The following is a 20,285-nucleotide window of genomic DNA, read 5'->3' as shown; positions in this document are numbered from 1 at the left end:
CGACTCTATCAGATCCTTTTCCGATCCGATTTCCTCGGTGCTTTCCAGGTTCCCGCTTTCGCGTTTCCCTTTCCGGCGGTTCCGACTTTATCAGAGATTCTGAGTCGGATTTCCCGCCCTCCGGGGCTGCTCCGAACCACGAGGTGGTCGGATGCCCGTCCGAGCGGAGTTGTAAACGTACTGGAGCGGGGCGCCCCGATGCAAATCGTGGCGCCCCGCTCCTCGTTCGGACGGCCCCTGGGCCGACGGTCCGTCAGACCTCCACGACCACAGGGAGGATCATCGGCCGGCGCCGGTACTTGTCCGAGACCCACTTGCCGAGGGTCCTGCGCACCAGCTGCTGGAGCTGGTGCGGTTCGACGACCCCGTCCTGGGCCGAGCGCTCCAGGGCCTCCGTGATCCGGGGCAGGACGTCGGCGAACGCCGAGTCCTCGATACCCGAACCGCGTGCCTGGACGTGCGGGCCACCGGTGATCTTGCCGGTGGAGGAGTCGACGACGACGAAGACCGAGATGATGCCCTCGTCGCCGAGGATCTTGCGGTCCTTGAGGGCCGGCTCCCCGACGTCGCCGACGGAGAGTCCGTCGACGTACACGTATCCCGCCTGGACCTTGCCGGCGATCTTCGCCTTGCCCTCGACGAGGTCGACGACGACTCCGTCCTCGGCGATGACGATGCGGTCGTGCGGGACGCCGGTCAGGGCGCCCAGTTCCGCGTTGGCCCGCAGGTGGCGCCATTCGCCGTGGACCGGCATCAGGTTCTTCGGGCGGCAGATGTTGTAGAAGTACAAAAGCTCGCCCGCGGACGCGTGGCCCGAGACGTGCACCTTGGCGTTGCCCTTGTGGACGACGCTGGCGCCCCACCGGGTCAGGCCGTTGATCACGCGGTAGACCGCGTTCTCGTTGCCCGGGATGAGGGACGACGCCAGGATCACCGTGTCGCCCTCGACGATGCGGATCTGGTGGTCCCGGTTGGCCATGCGGGACAGGGCCGCCATCGGTTCGCCCTGGGAGCCCGTGCAGACCAGCACGACCTCGCTGTCCGGCAGGTCGTCGAGGGTCTTGACGTCCACGACCAGGCCCGGCGGGACCTTCAGGTAGCCGAGGTCACGGGCGATGCCCATGTTGCGGACCATGGAGCGGCCGACGAACGCGACCCGGCGGCCGTACTCGTACGCGGCGTCCAGGATCTGCTGGATGCGGTGGACGTGGCTGGCGAAGCTCGCCACGATGATGCGCTTGCGCGCTCCGGCGAAGACCTGCCGCAGGACGTTGGAGATGTCGCGCTCGGGCGGGACGAAGCCCGGGACCTCGGCGTTCGTCGAGTCGGCGAGGAGGAGGTCGATGCCCTCCTCGCTCAGCCGGGCGAACGCGTGCAGGTCCGTGAGGCGGCCGTCCAGCGGAAGCTGGTCCATCTTGAAGTCGCCGGTGTGGACCGCCATGCCCGCGGGGGTGCGGATGGCGACGGCCAGCGCGTCCGGGATCGAGTGGTTCACCGCGACGAACTCGCAGTCGAACGGACCGATGCGCTCGCGGTTCCCCTCCGCCACCTCCAGGGTGTACGGGCGGATGCGGTGCTCCTGGAGCTTGGCCTCGATGAGGGCGAGGGTCAGCTTGGAGCCGATCAGCGGGATGTCCGGCTTCTCTCGGAGGAGGAAGGGGACGCCGCCGATGTGGTCCTCGTGGCCGTGGGTCAGGACGATGCCCTCGATGTCGTCGAGGCGGTCCCGGATGGACGTGAAGTCCGGCAGGATCAGATCGATTCCGGGCTGCTCCTCCTCGGGGAAGAGCACTCCGCAGTCGACGATCAGCAGGCGGCCGCCGTACTCGAAGACCGTCATGTTGCGGCCGATCTCGCCGAGGCCTCCCAGCGGAGTGACCCGGAGGCCGCCTGCGGGGAGCGCCGGGGGCCGGCCCAGTTCAGGATGCGGATGACTCAAAAGACTCTCCTCAACCACACGCGCCACGTACCGGTGGGCACGTGGCGCGCGTGACGTTCGTGCAGAAGCAGTTGTCGTAGTGGGGTGCAGGCACCGGTGGCCTGCGTATTCAGTTGTGAAGCCGTTGTGGCACCTGGCGGTGCGGTGGTGCGAAGTCCGTTGTCAGAGCTGTACCCCGCCGGCAGCAAGATCGATCTTGAGCTGCTCCGTCTCCTCCGCCGTGAGCTCGACCATGGGCGCGCGCAGGGGGCCCGCGGGCAGGCCCTGGAGGGTGAGCGCGGCCTTGGTGGTCATGACGCCCTGGGTGCGGAACATGCCGGTGAAGACCGGGAGCAGCTTCTGGTGGATCTCCAGCGCCTTCTGCACGTCCCCCGTGACGAAGGCGTCCACCATGGCGCGCAGCTCGGGGGTGACGACGTGGCCGACGACCGAGACGAAACCGACCGCGCCGACCGAGAGCAGCGGGAGGTTGAGCATGTCGTCGCCGGAGTACCAGGCGAGGCCGGAGCGCGCGATGGCCCAGCTCGCGCGGCCGAGGTCGCCCTTGGCGTCCTTGTTGGCGATGATCCGCGGGTGCTGCGCGAGGCGGACGAGCGTCTCCGTGTTGATCGGGACGCCGCTGCGGCCGGGGATGTCGTAGAGCATGACGGGCAGCTCGGTGGCATCGGCGATGGCCGTGAAGTGGCGGTACAGGCCCTCCTGCGGGGGCTTGTTGTAGTACGGCGTGACCAGCAGCAGGCCGTGGGCGCCGGCGCGCTCGGCGGCGCGGGCCAGCTCGATGCTGTGCTGCGTGTTGTTCGTACCGACTCCGGCGACGACGTGGGCGCGGTCGCCGACGGCCTCCAGGACGGCTCGTACGAGGTCCGTTTTCTCCGCGTCGCTGGTGGTGGGGGACTCGCCGGTGGTGCCGTTGACGATCAGGCCGTCGTTGCCTGCGTCCACCAGGTGGGCGGCGAGCCGCTGCGCGCCGTCGAGGTCGAGTGCGCCGTCCGCCGCGAAGGGCGTGACCATGGCGGTGAGGACCCGCCCGAAGGGGGTCTGCGGAGTGGAGGTCGGAGCCATGGGTTACACGCTACTCGTTGCTCAGGGCGGGGTCTGCCCTCGGGGGAGGCGGCAGGTCGGCGGGGAGGTGGAGCCCGGCACTGCCTGCTCGGGGGTTCAAGCAGTGCCGGGTCCCTTTGATCAGGCTAGATGAACTTCTCCAAATGCCGCAATCGGGACACTTCAGGCGGCTGATGCGCACATCCGTGCCCGGTCGGGCGCTCGGAGGCGTTACGGAGCCACGCGCCCGTTCGCGTTGAAGGCGGCGTAGGTGAGCGGCATGAGCCGCGCCCACTCCTGCTCCATCTTCTCCCCCACCATCTCGATCTCCCGCTGCGGGAAGGAGGGCACCTTCGCCAGCTCGTGCTGGGTGCGCAGGCCGAGGAAGTGCATCAGCGAGCGGGCGTTGCAGGTGGCGTACATCGAGGAGTACAGGCCGACGGGGAGCACCGAGCGGGCCACCTCGCGGGCGACGCCGGCGGCGAGCATCTCCTGGTACGTCCGGTAGGCCTGGCGGTAGGAGTCCTCCATCGACCGGCTCACCAGTTCGTGCTGCTCGGCGGTGCCCTCGACGAAGACGTACTTGCCCGGGCGGCCCTGCTGGACCAGCTTGCGCTCGGCGCCCGGCACGTAGAAGACCGGCTGGAGCTCCCGGTAGCGGCCGGACTCCTCGTTGTAGGACCAGCCGACGCGGTGCCGCATGAACTCGCGGAACACGAAGATCGGGGCGCTGATGAAGAAGGTCATCGAGTTGTGCTCGAACGGGCTGCCGTGCCGGTCCCGCATCAGGTAGTTGATCAGGCCCTTCGAGCGCTCCGGGTCCTTGTTCAGCTCGTCCAGGGACTGCTCCCCGACGGTCGAGACGCGGGCTGCGAACAGCACGTCGGAGTCGGTGGCGCTGTTCTTGACCAGCTCGACGGTGATGTCGCTGCGAAGGTCGATCTTGAGATCGTCGGCGGGGGTGTCGGTCACGGGTGGAGGGCCTTCCCATCTTGTCGCTTGGCGAGGCCACTCTACGTCCCGCCAAACGGGGCGTTCGGTGCCGTGCCGCGATGAAGTCGGTGAAAGAGGGCACCCGCGGGGGCGTTCGTTCGTCTGTATGAGTAACAGCGATTCGCTTGATCCCTGAAGGGAGACGCACCTCCGATGATCCGCCGGCGTGAACCCGTGCCGTTCGCCTTCGTCGCCGAAGCCGACAGGTTCCGCAGCAATGTCACTCCCCCGCCCCGCGAGCGGGCGTCCTTCGGCCAGTTGGCCGGGCGCTGGCTCCTCGGTCTCACCGTGGTCGCCGGGATCGCGGGGTCCCTGCTGATCGGGATGCCCGCGTTGTCGGCCGACCAGCCCTCGTCACAGCATCAGCAGTCACAGGCGTCCGACGGGCGCTGAGACGGCACCGGCCGGTCCTGACTCCATCCGGGCCCCGAAGGTGGTGACCGGACACACAGGTCGGTAGCCTCACCGGGCACAGCACACGCCATGGAACGAGTGAGGACCAGCCGTGCCCCTGCCCTTCCTGACGGCCGACCGCGCCTTCGACGCGGTCGAGGACGTCGCACTGCCGCACGACGACCGCGACCAGTGGCGTCGGCCCTACCGGCCGGGGCCCTGGCGGGTGGGGGTGGCGGCGCTGACGCTGCTGCTCGCCTCGTTCGTGCTGTTCGCGGCGGTCATCATCGCGGTGACGGACTCGCCGTCCTCGGCCGGCGTGGTCTTCGCCGTCGCCCTCGTCATGATCGTCTGTGCCCTGCGGCTGCTGCGCATGGGTGCGTGGGTGAGCGCGCGGGGCGTGCGCCAGGTGGGGTTCTTCACCACCCGCACGGTGGCCTGGCAGCAGGTCGCCAGCGTGCGGACCGTGCAGCAGCCGGTCCGGTGGCTGGGTCTGCCGCGCACGGTGCAGGGCCAGGCGCTGCTCCTCGTACGGAAGGGCCGGGCAGCGGACACCGTGCCCGTGCTGATGACCAGCCACAACGCGGACTTCCTCGCGCGGCCGGAGGCCTTCGACCGGGCCACCGGCATTACGGGTCTCTCAGGCCGCCTCGACCTGCTTGTGGTCGTGCAGGGCGATCGCCCGCTGCATCGCCTTGCGGGCGCGCGGGGTGTCGCGGGCGTCCTGGTAGGCGACGGCGAGCCGGAACCAGCTGCGCCAGTCGTCCGGAGCCGCCTCCGTCTCGGCCTTGCGGCGGGCGAAGACCTCGTCGGCCGAGTCGCGGTCGATGCGGCCGCTGGGGGTGCGCTTCAGCTCGTCGACCGGCAGTCCGCCCTCGGCGTCCAGTTCGGCGGCGAGCTGGTTGGCGCGGCGGACGAACTGGGTGTTCTTCCACAGGAACCACACGCCGATCACCGGCAGCACCAGCACCGCCACACCGAGGGTCACGGTGACGGGGGTGCCGGCGTCGATGAGCATCACACCGCGGCTGCCGACCAGGGCGAAGTAGAAGACCAGGACGGCGGCCGTGATGACGTAGGAGATCTTCGCGCGCACGGTTCAGCCCAGGTCCAGGAAGTGTTCCAGGCCGAAGGTGAGGCCCGGAGTGCTCACCACGCGCCGGGCGCCGAGCAGGATGCCCGGCATGAAGCTGCTGTGGTGCAGGGAGTCGTGCCGGACGGTGAGGGTCTCGCCCTCGCCGCCGAGCAGGACCTCCTGGTGCGCGAGCAGGCCGCGCAGGCGGACCGCGTGCACCGGGACGCCGTCCACGTCCGCGCCGCGGGCACCGTCGAGGGCGGTGGCAGTGGCGTCGGGCGCCGGAGCGACGCCTGCCTTCTGCCGTGCCTCGGCGATGAGCTGGGCGGTGCGCGTGGCGGTGCCGCTGGGGGCGTCCACCTTGTTCGGGTGGTGCAGCTCGACGACCTCGACGGACTCGAAGTACGGGGCGGCGATCTGCGCGAACTTCATGGTGAGCACGGCCCCGATGGAGAAGTTGGGCGCGATGAGCACGCCCGTCTCCGGGGAGCCGTCGAGCCAGCCCCTCAGCCGCGCGAGGCGCTCGTCGGTCCAGCCCGTGGTGCCGACGACGGCGTGGATGCCGTGGCCCACGCAGAACTCGAGGTTGTCCATGACGGACGCCGGGGTGGTCAGCTCGACCGCGACCTGTGCGCCGCTGCCGGTCAGCGTCTCCAGGGAGTCGCCGCGGCCCAGGGCGGCGACCAGTTCCATGTCCTCGGCGGCCTCGACCGCCCGCACCGCCTCGGAGCCGATACGGCCCTTGGCGCCGAGGACGGCCACGCGCAGCTTGCTCATGTCTGTTGCTTCCTTACCGGAGGGGGTTAGGCGACGGCGTCGTGCAGCCTGGACGCCTGCTTGTCCTTCAGCGGGCCGATGACCGACAGCGAGGGCCGCCGTCCCAGGACGTCGCGGGCGACGGCGCGGACGTCGTCCGGCGTGACCGAGGCTATCCGGGCCAGCATGTCGTCGACGGACATCTGCTCGCCCCAGCACAGCTCGCTCTTGCCGATGCGGTTCATCAGCGCGCCGGTGTCCTCCAGGCCGAGGACGGTGGAGCCCTGGAGCTGGCCGACGGCGCGGCCGATCTCGTCGTCGGACAGTCCGTTCTCGGCGACGTGGTCCAGTTCGTCGCGGCAGATCTTCAGCACGTCGTGGACCTGGGAGGGCCGGCAGCCCGCGTACACCCCGAAGAGACCGCAGTCGGCGAAGCCCGAGGTGTACGAGTACACGCTGTAGGCCAGGCCGCGCTTCTCGCGGACCTCCTGGAAGAGGCGGGAAGACATGCCGCCGCCGAGGGCGGTGTTGAGGACGCCCAGGGCCCAGCGGCGTTCGTCGGTGCGGGCCAGGCCCGGCATGCCGAGGATGACGTGCGCCTGCTCGGTCTTGCGGCCGACGAGCTCGACGCGGCCCGCGGTGCGCAGGCTGCGCCGGCCGTCGCGGGGGGTGATCGGCACGGCCACGGGGTCCTTGAAGGCGCCGGCCTTCTCGAAGGCGGCGCGGACCTGGCGTACGACCTTGTTGTGGTCGACGTTGCCGGCGGCGGCGACCACCAGGTGGGTCGGGTCGTAGTGCTTCCTGTAGAAGCGGCGGATGCGGTCGGCGGTGAGGGCGTTGACCGTGTCGACCGTGCCGAGGACGGGGCGGCCGAGGGCGCTGTCGCCGAACATGGTGTGCGCGAACAGGTCGTGCACGCAGTCGCCCGGGTCGTCCTCGGTCATCGCGATCTCTTCGAGGATGGCGCCGCGCTCGACGTCGACGTCCTCCTCGCGGATCAGGGAGCCGGTCAGCATGTCGCAGACGACGTCGATGGCGAGCGGCAGGTCGGTGTCGAGCACGCGCGCGTAGTAGCACGTGTACTCCTTGGCCGTGAACGCGTTCATCTCGCCGCCGACCGCGTCGACGGCGGAGGAGATGTCCAGGGCGCTGCGCCTGCGCGTGCCCTTGAAGAGCAGGTGCTCCAGGTAGTGGGTGGCGCCGTTCAGGGCCGGGGTCTCGTCGCGGGAGCCGACGTGCGCCCAGATGCCGAAGGTCGCCGAGCGGACCGAGGGCAGGGTCTCGGTGACGATGCGCAGGCCGCCCGGGAGGGTGGTCTTGCGGACCGTGCCGGTGCCGTTCTCGCCCTTGATGAGGGTTTGGGTACGGGCGACGGCCCGCGCCTCCGAGGAGGTGCGGGCCGTCGCCTTGGAGCCACGGGACGTCACTGGTCGGCGTCGTCCTTCTTGTTCTCGTCGGAGCCTTCCTCGCCCTCGATCACGGGGATCAGGGAGAGCTTGCCGCGGGAGTCGATCTCGGCGATCTCGACCTGGACCTTCTGGCCCACGCCGAGCACGTCCTCGACGTTCTCCACGCGCTTGCCGCCGGCGAGCTTGCGGATCTGCGAGATGTGCAGCAGACCGTCCTTGCCCGGCAGCAGGGAGACGAACGCGCCGAAGGTCGTCGTCTTCACGACGGTGCCCAGGTAGCGCTCGCCGACCTCGGGCATCGTCGGGTTGGCGATGCCGTTGATCGTGGTGCGGGCGGCCTCGGCGGCCGGGCCGTCGGCGGCACCGATGTAGATCGTGCCGTCGTCCTCGATCGTGATCTCGGCGCCCGTGTCCTCCTGGATCTGGTTGATCATCTTGCCCTTGGGGCCGATGACCTCACCGATCTTGTCGACGGGGATCTTCACGGTGATGATCCGCGGCGCGTTCGGGGACATCTCGTCCGGCGTGTCGATCGCTTCCATCATCACGTCGAGGATGTGGAGGCGGGCGTCACGGGCCTGCTTGAGGGCTGCGGCCAGGACGGAGGCGGGGATGCCGTCCAGCTTGGTGTCGAGCTGGAGGGCCGTCACGAACTCCTTGGTGCCGGCGACCTTGAAGTCCATGTCGCCGAAGGCGTCCTCCGCACCGAGGATGTCGGTGAGGGCGACGTAGTGCGTCTCGCCGTTGATCTCCTGGGAGATCAGGCCCATGGCGATACCGGCGACGGGGGCCTTCAGCGGCACACCGGCGTTCAGCAGCGACATGGTGGAGGCGCAGACCGAGCCCATGGACGTCGAGCCGTTGGAGCCGAGGGCCTCGGACACCTGGCGGATCGCGTAGGGGAACTCCTCGCGCGTCGGCAGCACCGGCACGATGGCGCGCTCGGCGAGGGCGCCGTGGCCGATCTCGCGGCGCTTCGGGGAGCCGACGCGGCCGGTCTCGCCGACGGAGTAGGGCGGGAAGTTGTAGTTGTGCATGTAGCGCTTGCGGGTCACCGGGGAGAGGGTGTCCAGCTGCTGCTCCATGCGGAGCATGTTCAGGGTGGTGACGCCCAGGATCTGGGTCTCGCCACGCTCGAACAGGGCGGAGCCGTGGACCCGCGGGATGGCCTCGACCTCGGCGGCCAGGGTGCGGATGTCGGTGACACCGCGGCCGTCGATGCGGGTCTTCTCCTTGATGACGCGCTCGCGGACCAGGGACTTGGTCAGCGCGCGGTACGCGGCGGAGATCTCCTTCTCGCGGCCCTCGAACTCCGGCAGGAGCTTCTCGGCGGCGAGCGCCTTGACGCGGTCCAGCTCGGCCTCGCGGTCCTGCTTGCCGGCGATGGTGAGCGCCTGGGCGAGCTCGGGGCGGACGGCGGCGGTCAGGGCCTCCAGGACGTCGTCCTGGTAGTCCAGGAAGATCGGGAACTCGCCGGTCGGCTTGGCGGCCTTCGCGGCGAGGTCGGCCTGGGCGCGGCACAGCACCTTGATGAAGGGCTTCGCGGCCTCGAGACCGGCGGCGACGACCTCCTCGGTGGGGGCCTCGGCACCGCCCTCGACGAGCTTGATGGTCTTCTCGGTGGCCTCGGCCTCGACCATCATGATCGCGACGTCGCCGTCCTCCAGGGCGCGGCCCGCGACGACCATGTCGAAGACGGCGTCCTCGAGCTCGGTGTGCGTCGGGAAGGCCACCCACTGGCCGCGGATCAGCGCGACGCGGACGCCGCCGATCGGGCCGGAGAAGGGCAGGCCGGCCAGCTGCGTCGACGCGGACGCGGCGTTGATCGCCACGACGTCGTACAGGTGGTCGGGGTTGAGCGCCATGATCGTGGCGACGACCTGGATCTCGTTGCGCAGGCCCTTCTTGAAGGACGGGCGCAGCGGGCGGTCGATGAGGCGGCAGGTGAGGACGGCGTCCTCGGACGGCCGGCCCTCGCGGCGGAAGAAGCTGCCGGGGATCTTGCCGGCGGCGTACATCCGCTCCTCGACGTCCACCGTGAGCGGGAAGAAGTCGAGCTGGTCCTTGGGGTTCTTGGAGGCGCTGGTGGCCGACAGCACCATGGTGTCGTCGTCCAGGTACGCCACGGCGGAACCGGCGGCCTGCTTGGCCAGGCGGCCCGTCTCGAAGCGGATGGTGCGGGTGCCGAAAGCGCCGTTGTCGATCACGGCTTCGGCGTAGTGGGTCTCGTTCTCCACTAGTGTTTTCTCCTCGTCTTCGTCCCTCCTCGCCCGTGTGGCGGGGGGACGTCTGCGGAGAAGCGCTCCGTCCTGTGCGGGCCGGTCTTCGATCGAAGCACCCGGGGCACATTCCCCGGGGGCCACTACCGAGGACCGGCGGCGGCGAGGCGCGCTTCTCCTCGTTTCGTTCGGTGTGCGTGGTGTGCCCCGCCCGATACGGCGGGTACCCATCACGCTGTGTCGTACGTCCTGTGTTGTGCTACCACACTACAAAGCGGCGGTGACACCTCGCACGTACAGCAAAGGGAGCGGCCCCCGAACGATGGGAACCGCTCCCTCCACGGCGTCCTACTTGGCGCCCGCCGCACCGCGGCGGATGCCGAGGCGCTCGACCAGCGCACGGAAGCGCTGGATGTCCTTCTTGGCGAGGTACTGCAGCAGCCGGCGGCGCTGACCCACGAGGATCAGCAGGCCACGGCGGGAGTGGTGGTCGTGCTTGTGGGTCTTGAGGTGCTCGGTCAGGTCGGAGATCCGACGGGACAGCAGCGCGACCTGGACCTCGGGGGAACCGGTGTCGCCCTCCTTGGTACCGAACTCGGAGATGATCTGCTTCTTGACGGCGGCGTCGAGCGACACGCGTACTCCTCTTTGGGTCTGTGACTGGCCTTCGAGTGCCCCCGGTCTGCGTCTCGGGGGATCTTCCGTGACTCGGAAGGCGGGGATCCGCTGGGCGCGGCCTCCAGGGCACCGGGCTCCGGGGGCGCGTACACAAACGGCCGTCACACAGCGTACCAGCCTGTGCGGACGCCGCTGTCCGTGGGCTCGGGGCCGGGTCGTCACTCGTGCCGGTACGGACATCGGCAAACCGCTGAGCTGGGAGAACCCCGGGAAGTAGGGTGGCCGCGCATCCCGTTGGCACCGCAGGAAGGACCGAGCCCCGATGGCCGACGCCGAGAACGCCGAGAGCACCGAGAACGCCGAAGCGAAGGCGCGCAAGGAGCGGGAGAGGGACGAGCTGTACTCCCTCGACATCTCCGGCGTCGAGTGGCACAGCGCGCCCGGCACCGAGGAGCACGAGGAGCGGGTGGAGATCGCCTATCTTCCGGCCGGTGCCGTCGCCATGCGGTCGTCGCTCGACCCGGACACCGTGTTGCGGTACACGGAGGCGGAGTGGCGCGCGTTCGTGCTCGGCGCGCGGGACGGGGAATTCGACCTGGAGCCGGCGCCGGGGAACGGCGCGGGCTGAGGCGGGCGGGGCGGCACGGTGTGCGCCGCCCCGCGGGCTGGGCGGCGGGCGCGCGCCCCGCGCCGCCGGGGGTACCGGCGGTCAGTCGCTGGTCATCGACCGCGCCGCGGCATACACGTCGAACACCGCGAGCGCGAGGGGGATCAGGGTCAGGAGGACGAAGGCCTCCGCGATCTCCGTGAAACGGCCCCAGAAGGGCGTGACCCCGCGGCGGGAGGTGATCAGGCCGATGGCCGTGACCAGGGCGACGGCCGCGGCGACGGCCGCCGCGAGCCACACGCTGCGGATGTCGAGGGCGGCGGTGTCGCCCTGGAGGGCGTCGCGCCAGTACTCCATCGGCGGATTCATCGCGAGGCCGAGCCCGAGGAAGACGAGCGACCCGAGTCCGGCGGCCAGCGTGGCGGCGACCTGCGTGGTGTAGCGGAACAGGTGGGCGCGCATCAGCATCGCGATCCCGGTGGCCAGGGCGAGGAGCTGGGCCCACACGTCGGCGGAGAAGCTGAGGACGATCGCCGCGCCGACCGAGAGGAGCGCACAGCCGCCGACCAGTCCCGCGAGGAGTTCGTGGCCGCGGCGGGCCTGCGCGGCGACGCGTTCGGCGTCGACGGGTTCCGGGGAGACCATCTCGTCCGTCGTGTAGGAGCCGCGCGAGCCGTTGGGCAGTTCGAAGCCGATCGGCAGCCGGGCGAAGCGCATGGACAGACCGGGCAGGAAGGCCAGTGCGCACACCGACAGGGGGGCGCAGATCGCGGCCGTCTCCCTGGGCTCGAGGTGGGTCAGCATCGCGACGAAGGTCGTGAGGAGACCGATCGTGGCGGAGAAGACGAACGCCACGAAGGGGCTGTCGCCGCCCGGCGACACGAGTGTCAGCACGACGGAGGCGACCAGGACCGCGGCACAGGCGAGGAGGAACTGGAGCCGTCCGATGCCCTGCCCGTCGGCGAGCGGCAGCAGCCCCGAGCCCGCCACGGCGATGTTCGGCAGGGCACCCAGCCCCAGCGCGACCGCGGAGCCGCGGTCGTCGTACACCCGGGCGCGGACGCACGCGAAGGTGACCAGCAGGACACCGGTGACCGCGGCGATGATGCCCTGGAGGCTGTGCATGTCGTGGTGGACCTGCGAACTCCACGCCACGAAGGCGAGCAGCACCGGGAGCACTCCCGCCCCGATCAGGCCGGCGGTGCGCGTGAGCTCGCCGTCCCAGAGGGCGCGGTCGCGGGTGACCGCCGAGGCGACCGCCTCCGAGACGTCGTCGATGACGGCGGGGGGCAGGGACTCGGCGAAGGGCCGCAGCGTGAGCAGTTCCCCGTCCAGGATGCGCTGGGCCGCGAACGACCGGGCGCTGTCGAGGACGGTGCCGTCGCGGCGCACGAGGTGGTAGCCGACGGGCCCGCCTTCGGCGGGGCTCTGCTGGGAGAACCTCAGGATCTCCGGGTAGAGGTCGGCGACCGGTACGTCGTCGGGCAGTGCCACGTCGATGCGGCTGTCGGGAGCCACGATGGTGACCCGGCAGAAGCCAAGTCCCGTACCTGACCCCGCTGGGACTGTGCTGCCCGGTCCGCCGGCCGCGCCGGCCGGCGCGGAGGCCGTCATGCTCACCTGCTGTTCCCCCTCGTCGGTAATACGGTACGGCGCGGTACCGTTGCGCCTCGCCCACCGTCGGCCGTCGCGCCGGGCCGTTCCGTGCCGCCCGCGACCCCGGCCGATTCGCAACTGTTCACACGTCTCACGGGCACCCTATCGTCCGCCGTCGCCGGCGGGAGTCAGTAGGATCGCCCTTCGCGATCGACGTGCGCCGGACACGGGGCGGCGGGCGGAACGGATCGGCCGGGCAAGGGAATTGGTGCGAAGTGAGCCACATCGTCGTCAAGCGCCCACCACGGGCACTGCCGAAGGACGTGCCCACGCAGGAGGTCGTGCTCCAGCCACCGCCCGAGCTCCCGCGCGGGCAGACCGAGGGCGCCCTGATGCAACTCCTGCCCATGCTCGGCATGGGCGGGTCCGTGGTCTTCTTCTTCAATCCCCAGGCCCAGCCGTTCATGAAGATCATGGGCATGGTGATGGTGGCCTCCACGATCGCCATGGGCGTCGCGATGCTGGTCCGCTACCGCCGGGGCAACCAGGGGCAGATGGCCGACATGCGCCGGGACTACCTGCGTTACCTGTCCCAGGCCCGGCAGTCCGCCCAGACGACGGCGCGCGTCCAGCGCGACGCCCAGTACTACCTGCATCCTTCACCGGAGCAACTGTGGGCGCTGGTCGCCGAGGGCAGCCGGGTGTGGGAACGCCGCGCCGGTGACGAGGACTTCGGCCAGGTGCGGGTGGGCCTCGGCCCACAGGCCCTGGCCACTCCCCTGATCGCCCCGGAGACGGCCCCCGTCGACCAGTTGGAGCCGCTGACCACGGGCGCCATGCAGCGCTTCCTGGTCACGCACAGCACCCTCGACGACCTGCCGATGGCGGTCTCGCTGCGCGCCTTCTACCACGTGACGGTCAGCGGCGAGCCGGGCACCGTGCGCGCCACCGCCCGCGCCGTCACCGCCTCGCTCGCCTCGCTGCACTCCCCCGACGACCTGGTCATCGCCGTGGCCACCGGCCGGGAGTCCACCGGGGAGTGGGAGTGGAGCAAGTGGCTCCCGCACGTGCAGTCCCGGGGCGCCGCGGACGGCGCGGGAAGCATCCGCCTGGTCACGACCGACCCGGTGGAGCTGGAGGACCTGCTCGCCGACCGGCTCCAGGGGCGCCCCCGCTTCCACCCGGACGGGCAGCCCGTGCCCGACCAGCCGCACCTGGTCGTCGTGCTCGACGGGGTCTCGCTGCCGCCGACTTCCCTGCTGGCCAGCCCGGAGGGCATGCAGGGCGTCACGGTGCTGGAGGTCATGCCCGGAAGCCTCACCAGCGGCCGCGGCGACCTCTCGATCGTCGTCCACCCGAAGGAGCTGCGCCTGGAGTCGGCGCACGGCATGGTCTACGAGGGCACGCCCGACGGCCTGTCGTACGAGGCCGCCGAGGCCCTGGCGCGGCAGCTCGCGCCGCTGCGCATGGCGTCGGGCGGGGACGACGACGAACCGCTGCTCGCCAACCTGGAGTTCACCGACCTGCTGAACCTCGGTGACGCGGCCTCCGTCGACACCCGGCGCACCTGGCGGCCCCGTTCGCAGTCGGAGCGGCTGCGGGTGCCGATCGGCGTCGGCGAGGACGGCCGGCCCGTGATGCTCGACCTGAAGGAGGCGGCGCAGGAGGGCATGGGCCCGCACGGCCTGTGCGTCGGCGCGACCGGCTCCGGAAAGTCCGAGCTGCTGCGCACGCTGGTCCTGGGCCTGGCCGTCACGCACTCCTCCGAGACGCTCAACTTCGTGCTGGCGGACTTCAAGGGCGGTGCCACCTTCGCGGGCATGGCGCAGATGCCCCACGTGGCGGCCGTCATCACCAACCTCGCGGACGACCTGACGCTCGTCGACCGGATGGGCGACTCGATCCGCGGTGAGCTCAACCGCCGGCAGGAGATGCTCCGCGACGCGGGCAACTACGCCAACATCCACGCGTACGAGAAGGCCCGCGCCGCCGGTGCCGCGCTCCAGCCGATCCCGTCCCTCGTCCTGGTGATCGACGAGTTCAGCGAACTGCTGACCGCAAAGCCGGACTTCATCGAGATGTTCGTGCAGATCGGCCGCATCGGCCGGTCGCTGGGCGTGCATCTGCTGCTGGCCTCGCAGCGGCTGGAGGAGGGCCGTCTGCGCGGGCTGGAGACCTATCTGTCGTACCGGATCGGTCTGCGCACCTTCTCGGCGGCCGAGTCGCGCGCCGCGCTCGGCGTCCCCGACGCCTACGAACTGCCGAACGTCCCCGGCTCCGGTTTCCTCAAGTTCGGCACGGACGAGATGGTCCGCTTCAAGGCCGCGTACGTGTCGGGTGTGTACCGCACGAGCGCTCAGCAGACGGCGTCCTTCGGGGGGCCGCTCCCGGTCGACCGGCGGCCGGTGCTGTTCACCGCCGCCCAGGTGCCGGTGCGGTACCTGGCGGTTCCCGCGCAGCGCGAGGAGACGCGGGAGGAGACGGACGAGGCGCTCGCCGACACGGTGCTCGACGTCATCGTGCGGCGCCTGGAGGCGCAGGGGCCGGCCGCCCACCAGGTGTGGCTGCCGCCGCTGGACAGCCCGCCGTCGCTCGACACGCTGCTGCCGGGTCTCGCGGAGGTGCCGGGCCGCGGCCTGACCCAGCCCGGTTACGAGGGCGCGGGACGCCTGGTGGTGCCCGTCGGTCTCGTCGACAAGCCGTACGAGCAGCGCCGTGACCCGCTGTGGGTGGACTTCGGCGGCGCGGCCGGCCACATGCAGATCCTCGGCGGTCCGCAGTCCGGCAAGTCGACGCTGCTCCGCTCGATCATCGCGTCCTTCGGTCTCACCCACACCCCGTACGAAGTGCAGTTCTACGCGCTGGACTTCGGTGGCGGCGGCCTGTCCGCCGTGTCGGGCCTGCCGCACGTGGGCGGGGTGGCCTCACGTCTGGACCCCGAGCAGGTACGGCGGACGGCGGCCGAGGTGTACGGCGTCATGACCCGTCGCGAGGAGTACTTCCGCAGCGCCGGCATCTCCTCGATCGCGGAGTTCCGCAGCCGCCGCGCGCGGGGCGACATCTCCGTGACGGATCAGCCCTGGGGCGACGTCTTCCTGGTCATCGACGGCTGGGGCAACTTCCGCACGGACTACGAGGCGCTGGAGCCGTACGTCCTGGACATCGCGGCGCGCGGTCTCGGCTACGGCATCCACCTGATCCTCACGGCGTCCCGTTCCATGGAGGTCCGCAGCAACCTCAAGGACCAGCTGATGAACCGGCTGGAACTGCGGCTCGGCGACCCCATGGACTCCGAGTTCGACCGCAAGGTCGCGGCCAACGTGCCGACGGGCGTGCCGGGCCGTGGCCAGACCCCGCAGAAGCAGCACTTCATGGCGGCGGTGCCGCGCATCGACGGCCTGTCCTCCGACACGGACCTGGCGGAGGCGACGCAGGCGCTCGGCACGGAGGTCTCCCGGCACTGGCAGCAGCCCGGTGCCCCGGCGGTGCGGCTGCTGCCGCGGGAGTTCCCGGCGCACCAGCTTCCGCCCGGCGACCGGTTCCCCCGCCGCGGTGTCTCCTTCGCGCTCGACGAGGAGAACCTCGAGCCGGTGTTCGTGGACTTCGAGCAGGACCCGTTCCTCCTGGTGTTCGGCGAGAGCGAGTCCGGCAAGTCGAACCTGCTGAGGCTTCTCATCCAGCGGATCACCGAGCGCTACGACGGGGACGGCTGCAAGCTGTTCGTCGTCGACAACCGGCGCTCCCTGCTGGGCGTGACCCCGACCTCGCACCTGGCCGAGTACGTCCCGATGTCGAACCAGATGCAGCACCACATGGACGCGCTCGCCGAGCTGATGCAGCGCCGCACCCCGACCGCCGACGTCACGCCGGAGCAGTTGCGTGACCGCAGTTGGTGGAACGGCCCGACGATCTACGTCATCGTCGACGACTACGACCTGGTGGCCACGTCGAGCGGCAACCCGCTGGCGGGCCTGACCGAGATGCTGCCCTTCGCCCGGGACGTCGGCGTCCGCTTCATCATCGCCCGCTCCACGGCGGGCGCGGGCCGCGCCGGTTACGAGTCCTTCATGCAGCGCATCAAGGAACTCGGCGCCCAGGGCGTCGTTCTCAGCGGCGACCCGGCCGAGGGCGATCTGCTCGGTGGAGTACGGCCGCGCCAGATGCCACCGGGGCGGGGCGTGTTCGTGTCCCGGCGCCGGGGCAAGCCGCTGGTGCAGGTGGGTCTGGTGCAGGACGGCGACGGACGGTGACGGTCGTCCGCAGGGTCGGGCTCTACTGCGTGCTTCCCCTGGTGCTCGCCCTGACCGCCGCCTACATCTGGTACCGGCAGAGCGACACGGGCCGGGGATGGCGCTACGAGGACAAGCTCGCGTCCTACTGCGGCGGCCTGATTCCGTACGACGAGTCGGCGGTCTTCACCGGCCTCGACACCGAGGCCGGCCTCTCTCGGGACGGGGAGTACGGATACGGCGCGGACCGCTTCCGCTCGTGCCAAGTGGCGGATCTGACCGTGTCCGTCGGGCTGATCCCCGCCGACGCGGCTGTCTCGGGCACGCGTGACGGCATGCTGAGCATGCTGGGCGGCGGTTCCCCGGACAGGCTCCCCGTGGCGCTGGGCGGCGGTTGGCGCGGTTACACGGACCTGCGGAACACGGGCGTCGTGCTGCCCTGCGCCGGCAAGGACGCGTCCCTGGTGGTGAGCGTCGCCGGCGACGCGTCCCACGAGGACGCCGAGGAGGGCCGGGCGGTGGGACGGCTCGCCGCGGCCGTCGCCCGCGAGGCGGCCGAAACGGAGTCGTGCGTGACGACTCTCGGCGGCGCCATACCGGAACTCTCGCTCCCGAAGGGGAAGACGGCCCTGCTGAGCGCGTCGGGCACGTGCGCCGGCATCCGGATACCGGATTCCGCGCCGGACGACTGGATCGACTGGATCGAGGAGACCGAGGCGTCGGACGGCGCACCGCTGGAGCGGTGTCTCCTGGGCGAGACGGGGGGACGCGACGAGGTCCTCTACTCCCTGAACGCCTCGTTCGGCCCGTACGCCCAACGGCTGCGGCCGGATGCCGGTGACGACGAGGACTGGCCGCAGCCGCGCCTGACACGCGACAGCGCGTTGGCGACGGCGACCTGCCCGGGCAGCACCGTGCCGGCCGTGTTCAGCATCGGCGCGACGGTCTACGCCGCTCCGACGCGGGAGTTCCTCGCGTCGGCCCTGCACACCTTCGCCGAGCGGTCGGCGAAGCGGCACGGGTGCACGGGGCTGCGGCTGCCGGGCTGATCGGTGTCGTTCAGAAGCAGGCGCCCCTGCACCGGCAGGGGGCTCGCGGTGTACGTGCCTGAACGGGGCACGGCCGGTGGCCGCGAAGACCAGCACCCCAGACCACGTCGCTGCGGTGCAACTGGCCGAGCGCGACGTCCAGCGCCCGCACGGTCGCGTGGCGCACAGCAGCAGGGTGGGCGTCTCCCGCGCACGCCCACCCTCGTTCCTGCCGCGGCCTCGGCCGCCGGTGACTACTGCAGGTACCTGGACGCCGCCAGGTCACCCTCCATGTACGTACCGCCCGACTGGCCGACGACGTGGCCGATGCCCATCAGGGCCTGGTGGATGTCCCTGGTCTCCCTGTCCCAGCGCTCCAGCTTGGCGTTGTAGGTGTCCTGGGCCTTACCCACCCAGTACTGCTTGCTGTTCTCCACCATCTTCCGAAGCTGCTGGATGTCCTCGTCGAGCTGCTTCGCCTGGTTGGCGATGGTCGTCGCCGCGATGTCGAGCCCGTCGTACGTTACCTGCAGGCCGTCCCCGTTAGCGCCCATATCCGCCTACCTCGTCTCTTTCCGCCGGTGATTGTTGTCCGCGCCTTGGATGTCGTTACGACATCGAGCTGAACGGCGACACCGTGGGGGCGCCGTCCTTCACGTTGATCTTGTTCACGGCCGCGCGGACTTCGTCTTCCTTGGTGTCCTTGATGTTGCGCGTCGCGGTCATCGCCTCGATGACCTCGGCGAGGATGCCACCCATGTTCTTCAGCGACGTGTTGATCTCGTACTGCTTGGTGTCGAACGCGGCGCGGCCGATGCCCTGCCACTGACCCTCGAGGCTGTCGATGACACCCTGCAGGCTGTGCACCCGCGAGCGGATGCTGTCGAACTTCTCGTACATGTCCTTCTGCAGCTTGACTACCGCTGCATCTTCGAGCTTCTGGTCGACGGCCATGTTCCGCCTGCCCTCCCTCTTTCCGTTTCGGGGTCCAACTGTGCGGCTCAACGCCTCGCGGCGGTGAGCACGTTCTCCATGCCCGGGCCTATCGGCGCGGGGCGCGGGCGGCCGGCGTCACGCGGTGCGACGCGATCGCAGGACGACTGCGGCTCCGCCTCCGACGACGACCACGGCGGCGGCTACGCCGAGCACGATCCACAGCGTGCTGTTGTCGTCGCTCGAGGACTCCGCTGCCGCCTTCTCCGTCTTCTCCGTGCCCTCCGCCTTCGATCCTGCTGCGGCTTTCCCGCCATCAGAAGAGGTCTCGGGGGCTTGTGACGAGCCTGTTGCGGAAGGGGAGGCGGCGGAAGCGGGCGGAATCTCCGTCACCAGCTTCTTGCCCTTCTCCTTGTTCCACTTGGCGAGGGGGTCGGAGTAGGCGGGGCCTGCGTCGTAGTCGGGGTTCTCGAGCACCATGCGGGGCCGGATGGTGCCGTAACCGGCGTACTGGGTCGGGTCGTTCTTCGGCCACTTGCGGCTCGCGGTGTCGATGAGCGCCCGGGTGACCTGGTTCGCGGTCCAGTCGGGGTGGGCGGACCAGATGAGGGCCGCGGAGGCCGACACCAGCGCACTCGAGATACTTGTTCCCGCGCTGTTGCTGCAATAGGACTGGAACGAGGCGTCGCACCAGGTCGGAACTTCCTCACCCGGTGCGACGAGATCGACATAGTTCCCGTGGGTGGCGAACCGCGAGACCGTGCCGGCCTCGTTCATCGAGGAGACGCCGAGGACGTAGTTGTAGGAGACCGGGTAGCCCGCGAACCCGTTCTCCAGACCATCGTTACCGGCGGAAGCGACCAGCAACTTGCCCTTAGAGACGGCGTACTCCACGGCCGCTTGTTCTTCCGCGTCGAACGCCGGGTTGCCGAACGACATGTTGATGATCTTCGCGTCGGTGTCGGCCGCCGCCCTGATCACCTCCGCCACATCAGGCGTCTCCTGCTTTCCGCCCGCCTTCGCCGGGTCGACGCTGACGTAGAAGGGGACGATCTTCGCTCCGGGAGCCAGTCCCTGCAATCCACCGCCGGCCCCGGTCCCGGCGATCAGCTCCGCCATGCTCGTTCCGTGACCGACGTCGTCACGCGTCGCGTGGGAGGAGAAGCTGTCCGGCACTTCGTCGGCGAGGACTTGCCCCTTGAGGGCGGGGGTGTTCGCATTCACGCCGCTGTCGATCACAGCGACCTTCACCCCTTCTCCGGTGCTGACCTTCCACATCTGCTCGGCCTGCATCGGCTCCAGGTACCACTGCTTCGGCCTGATGTCGTCGGCAGCGGCGCTGGGTGCGAACCCGACACCAACAGCAACCATGGCGCCGGCCAACGCACCCGCGACACGCACCCGCCTTCTGCGGTCCGGGTTGATGAGACCGGCGCGCTCGGTTCGGCG

Annotated in this window: 16 protein-coding genes and 1 pseudogene; 5 read left to right on the top strand and 12 right to left on the bottom strand. The window is 70.3% G+C overall.

Annotated elements, in window-relative coordinates; all coding sequences use genetic code 11:
- Nucleotides 1–253: 253 nt before the first annotated feature.
- The 3 genes from ACFWJB_RS31120 to thyX form a co-directional block, all read right to left on the bottom strand.
- Nucleotides 254–1,939: a ribonuclease J gene (locus tag ACFWJB_RS31120; protein WP_385473347.1), complete on the bottom strand. Its 1,686-nt coding sequence runs from the start codon at nucleotides 1,937–1,939 to the stop codon at nucleotides 254–256.
- Between the two features lie 162 nt (nucleotides 1,940–2,101).
- Complete coding sequence (gene dapA / locus ACFWJB_RS31115) at nucleotides 2,102–3,001, bottom strand: 4-hydroxy-tetrahydrodipicolinate synthase (RefSeq protein WP_385473345.1); 900 nt, start codon at nucleotides 2,999–3,001, stop codon at nucleotides 2,102–2,104.
- A gap of 210 nt (nucleotides 3,002–3,211) precedes the next feature.
- Complete coding sequence (thyX, locus tag ACFWJB_RS31110) at nucleotides 3,212–3,952, bottom strand: FAD-dependent thymidylate synthase (protein ID WP_386926377.1); 741 nt, start codon at nucleotides 3,950–3,952, stop codon at nucleotides 3,212–3,214.
- A 174-nt stretch (nucleotides 3,953–4,126) separates the two neighbouring features.
- Here thyX and ACFWJB_RS31105 point away from each other — a divergent pair, with 174 nt between their 5' ends.
- Together ACFWJB_RS31105 and ACFWJB_RS31100 are read left to right on the top strand one after the other, a co-directional pair.
- Nucleotides 4,127–4,366 carry a hypothetical protein gene (locus tag ACFWJB_RS31105; protein WP_385473339.1) on the top strand — a complete coding sequence of 80 codons (240 nt, stop codon included), beginning with the start codon at nucleotides 4,127–4,129 and terminating at the stop codon, nucleotides 4,364–4,366.
- 112 nt (nucleotides 4,367–4,478) lie between these two features.
- Nucleotides 4,479–4,988 (top strand): annotated as a pseudogene (locus tag ACFWJB_RS31100) (hypothetical protein); the annotation flags it as partial.
- 18 nt (nucleotides 4,989–5,006) lie between these two features.
- Here the strand turns inward: ACFWJB_RS31100 and ACFWJB_RS31095 are convergent.
- From ACFWJB_RS31095 to rpsO, 5 genes are all read right to left on the bottom strand, one after another.
- Nucleotides 5,007–5,462 carry a hypothetical protein gene (locus ACFWJB_RS31095; RefSeq protein ID WP_386926375.1) on the bottom strand — a complete coding sequence of 152 codons (456 nt, stop codon included), beginning with the start codon at nucleotides 5,460–5,462 and terminating at the stop codon, nucleotides 5,007–5,009.
- Nucleotides 5,463–5,465: 3 nt separating this feature from the next.
- Nucleotides 5,466–6,218, bottom strand: a complete 753-nt coding sequence (gene dapB, locus ACFWJB_RS31090) for a 4-hydroxy-tetrahydrodipicolinate reductase (protein ID WP_385473570.1) — start codon at nucleotides 6,216–6,218, stop codon at nucleotides 5,466–5,468.
- A gap of 26 nt (nucleotides 6,219–6,244) precedes the next feature.
- Complete coding sequence (locus ACFWJB_RS31085; protein WP_386926372.1) at nucleotides 6,245–7,624, bottom strand: M16 family metallopeptidase; 1,380 nt, start codon at nucleotides 7,622–7,624, stop codon at nucleotides 6,245–6,247.
- Nucleotides 7,621–9,843: a polyribonucleotide nucleotidyltransferase gene (locus ACFWJB_RS31080; RefSeq protein ID WP_385465545.1), complete on the bottom strand. Its 2,223-nt coding sequence runs from the start codon at nucleotides 9,841–9,843 to the stop codon at nucleotides 7,621–7,623. Before ACFWJB_RS31080 ends, ACFWJB_RS31085 begins: the two co-directional genes overlap by 4 nt.
- 330 nt (nucleotides 9,844–10,173) lie before the next feature.
- Nucleotides 10,174–10,461 (bottom strand): 30S ribosomal protein S15, encoded by a 288-nt coding sequence (gene rpsO, locus ACFWJB_RS31075; protein WP_006130415.1) that lies wholly within the window; start codon nucleotides 10,459–10,461, stop codon nucleotides 10,174–10,176.
- A 304-nt stretch (nucleotides 10,462–10,765) separates the two neighbouring features.
- On the opposite strand from rpsO, the gene ACFWJB_RS31070 reads away from it, so the two are divergent.
- Entirely contained in the window at nucleotides 10,766–11,071 is a 306-nt protein-coding gene (locus tag ACFWJB_RS31070; protein WP_385465550.1) for a DUF397 domain-containing protein, read from the top strand.
- Nucleotides 11,072–11,152: 81 nt separating this feature from the next.
- Here the strand turns inward: ACFWJB_RS31070 and eccD are convergent, their stop codons facing one another.
- Nucleotides 11,153–12,664: a type VII secretion integral membrane protein EccD gene (eccD, locus tag ACFWJB_RS31065; RefSeq protein ID WP_386926382.1), complete on the bottom strand. Its 1,512-nt coding sequence runs from the start codon at nucleotides 12,662–12,664 to the stop codon at nucleotides 11,153–11,155.
- Between the two features lie 257 nt (nucleotides 12,665–12,921).
- On the opposite strand from eccD, the gene eccCa reads away from it, so the two are divergent.
- Together eccCa and ACFWJB_RS31055 are read left to right on the top strand one after the other, a co-directional pair.
- Nucleotides 12,922–16,896 carry a type VII secretion protein EccCa gene (gene eccCa / locus ACFWJB_RS31060; protein WP_386926369.1) on the top strand — a complete coding sequence of 1,325 codons (3,975 nt, stop codon included), beginning with the start codon at nucleotides 12,922–12,924 and terminating at the stop codon, nucleotides 16,894–16,896.
- Nucleotides 16,893–17,924 carry a hypothetical protein gene (locus tag ACFWJB_RS31055; protein ID WP_386926367.1) on the top strand — a complete coding sequence of 344 codons (1,032 nt, stop codon included), beginning with the start codon at nucleotides 16,893–16,895 and terminating at the stop codon, nucleotides 17,922–17,924. Before eccCa ends, ACFWJB_RS31055 begins: the two co-directional genes overlap by 4 nt.
- Nucleotides 17,925–18,157: 233 nt before the next feature.
- On the opposite strand, the gene ACFWJB_RS31050 is transcribed toward ACFWJB_RS31055, so the two are convergent.
- From ACFWJB_RS31050 to ACFWJB_RS31040, 3 genes are all read right to left on the bottom strand, one after another.
- A complete protein-coding gene (locus ACFWJB_RS31050) occupies nucleotides 18,158–18,457 on the bottom strand; it encodes a WXG100 family type VII secretion target (protein ID WP_385465559.1) in 300 nt (99 codons plus the stop codon).
- A gap of 55 nt (nucleotides 18,458–18,512) precedes the next feature.
- Nucleotides 18,513–18,857 (bottom strand): WXG100 family type VII secretion target, encoded by a 345-nt coding sequence (locus tag ACFWJB_RS31045; protein ID WP_385465562.1) that lies wholly within the window; start codon nucleotides 18,855–18,857, stop codon nucleotides 18,513–18,515.
- A gap of 117 nt (nucleotides 18,858–18,974) precedes the next feature.
- Nucleotides 18,975–20,237, bottom strand: coding sequence for a S8 family serine peptidase (locus ACFWJB_RS31040; protein ID WP_385465615.1), 1,263 nt, complete (start codon nucleotides 20,235–20,237; stop codon nucleotides 18,975–18,977).
- Between the last annotated feature and the right edge of the window lie 48 nt (nucleotides 20,238–20,285).

This window comes from Streptomyces sp. NPDC127100 (genome assembly GCF_042724095.1).
Taxonomy (GTDB): Bacteria; Actinomycetota; Actinomycetes; order Streptomycetales; family Streptomycetaceae; genus Streptomyces.
Note: the sequence above shows the minus strand (reverse complement) of the source record. Positions and strands in the feature narration are given on the sequence as shown.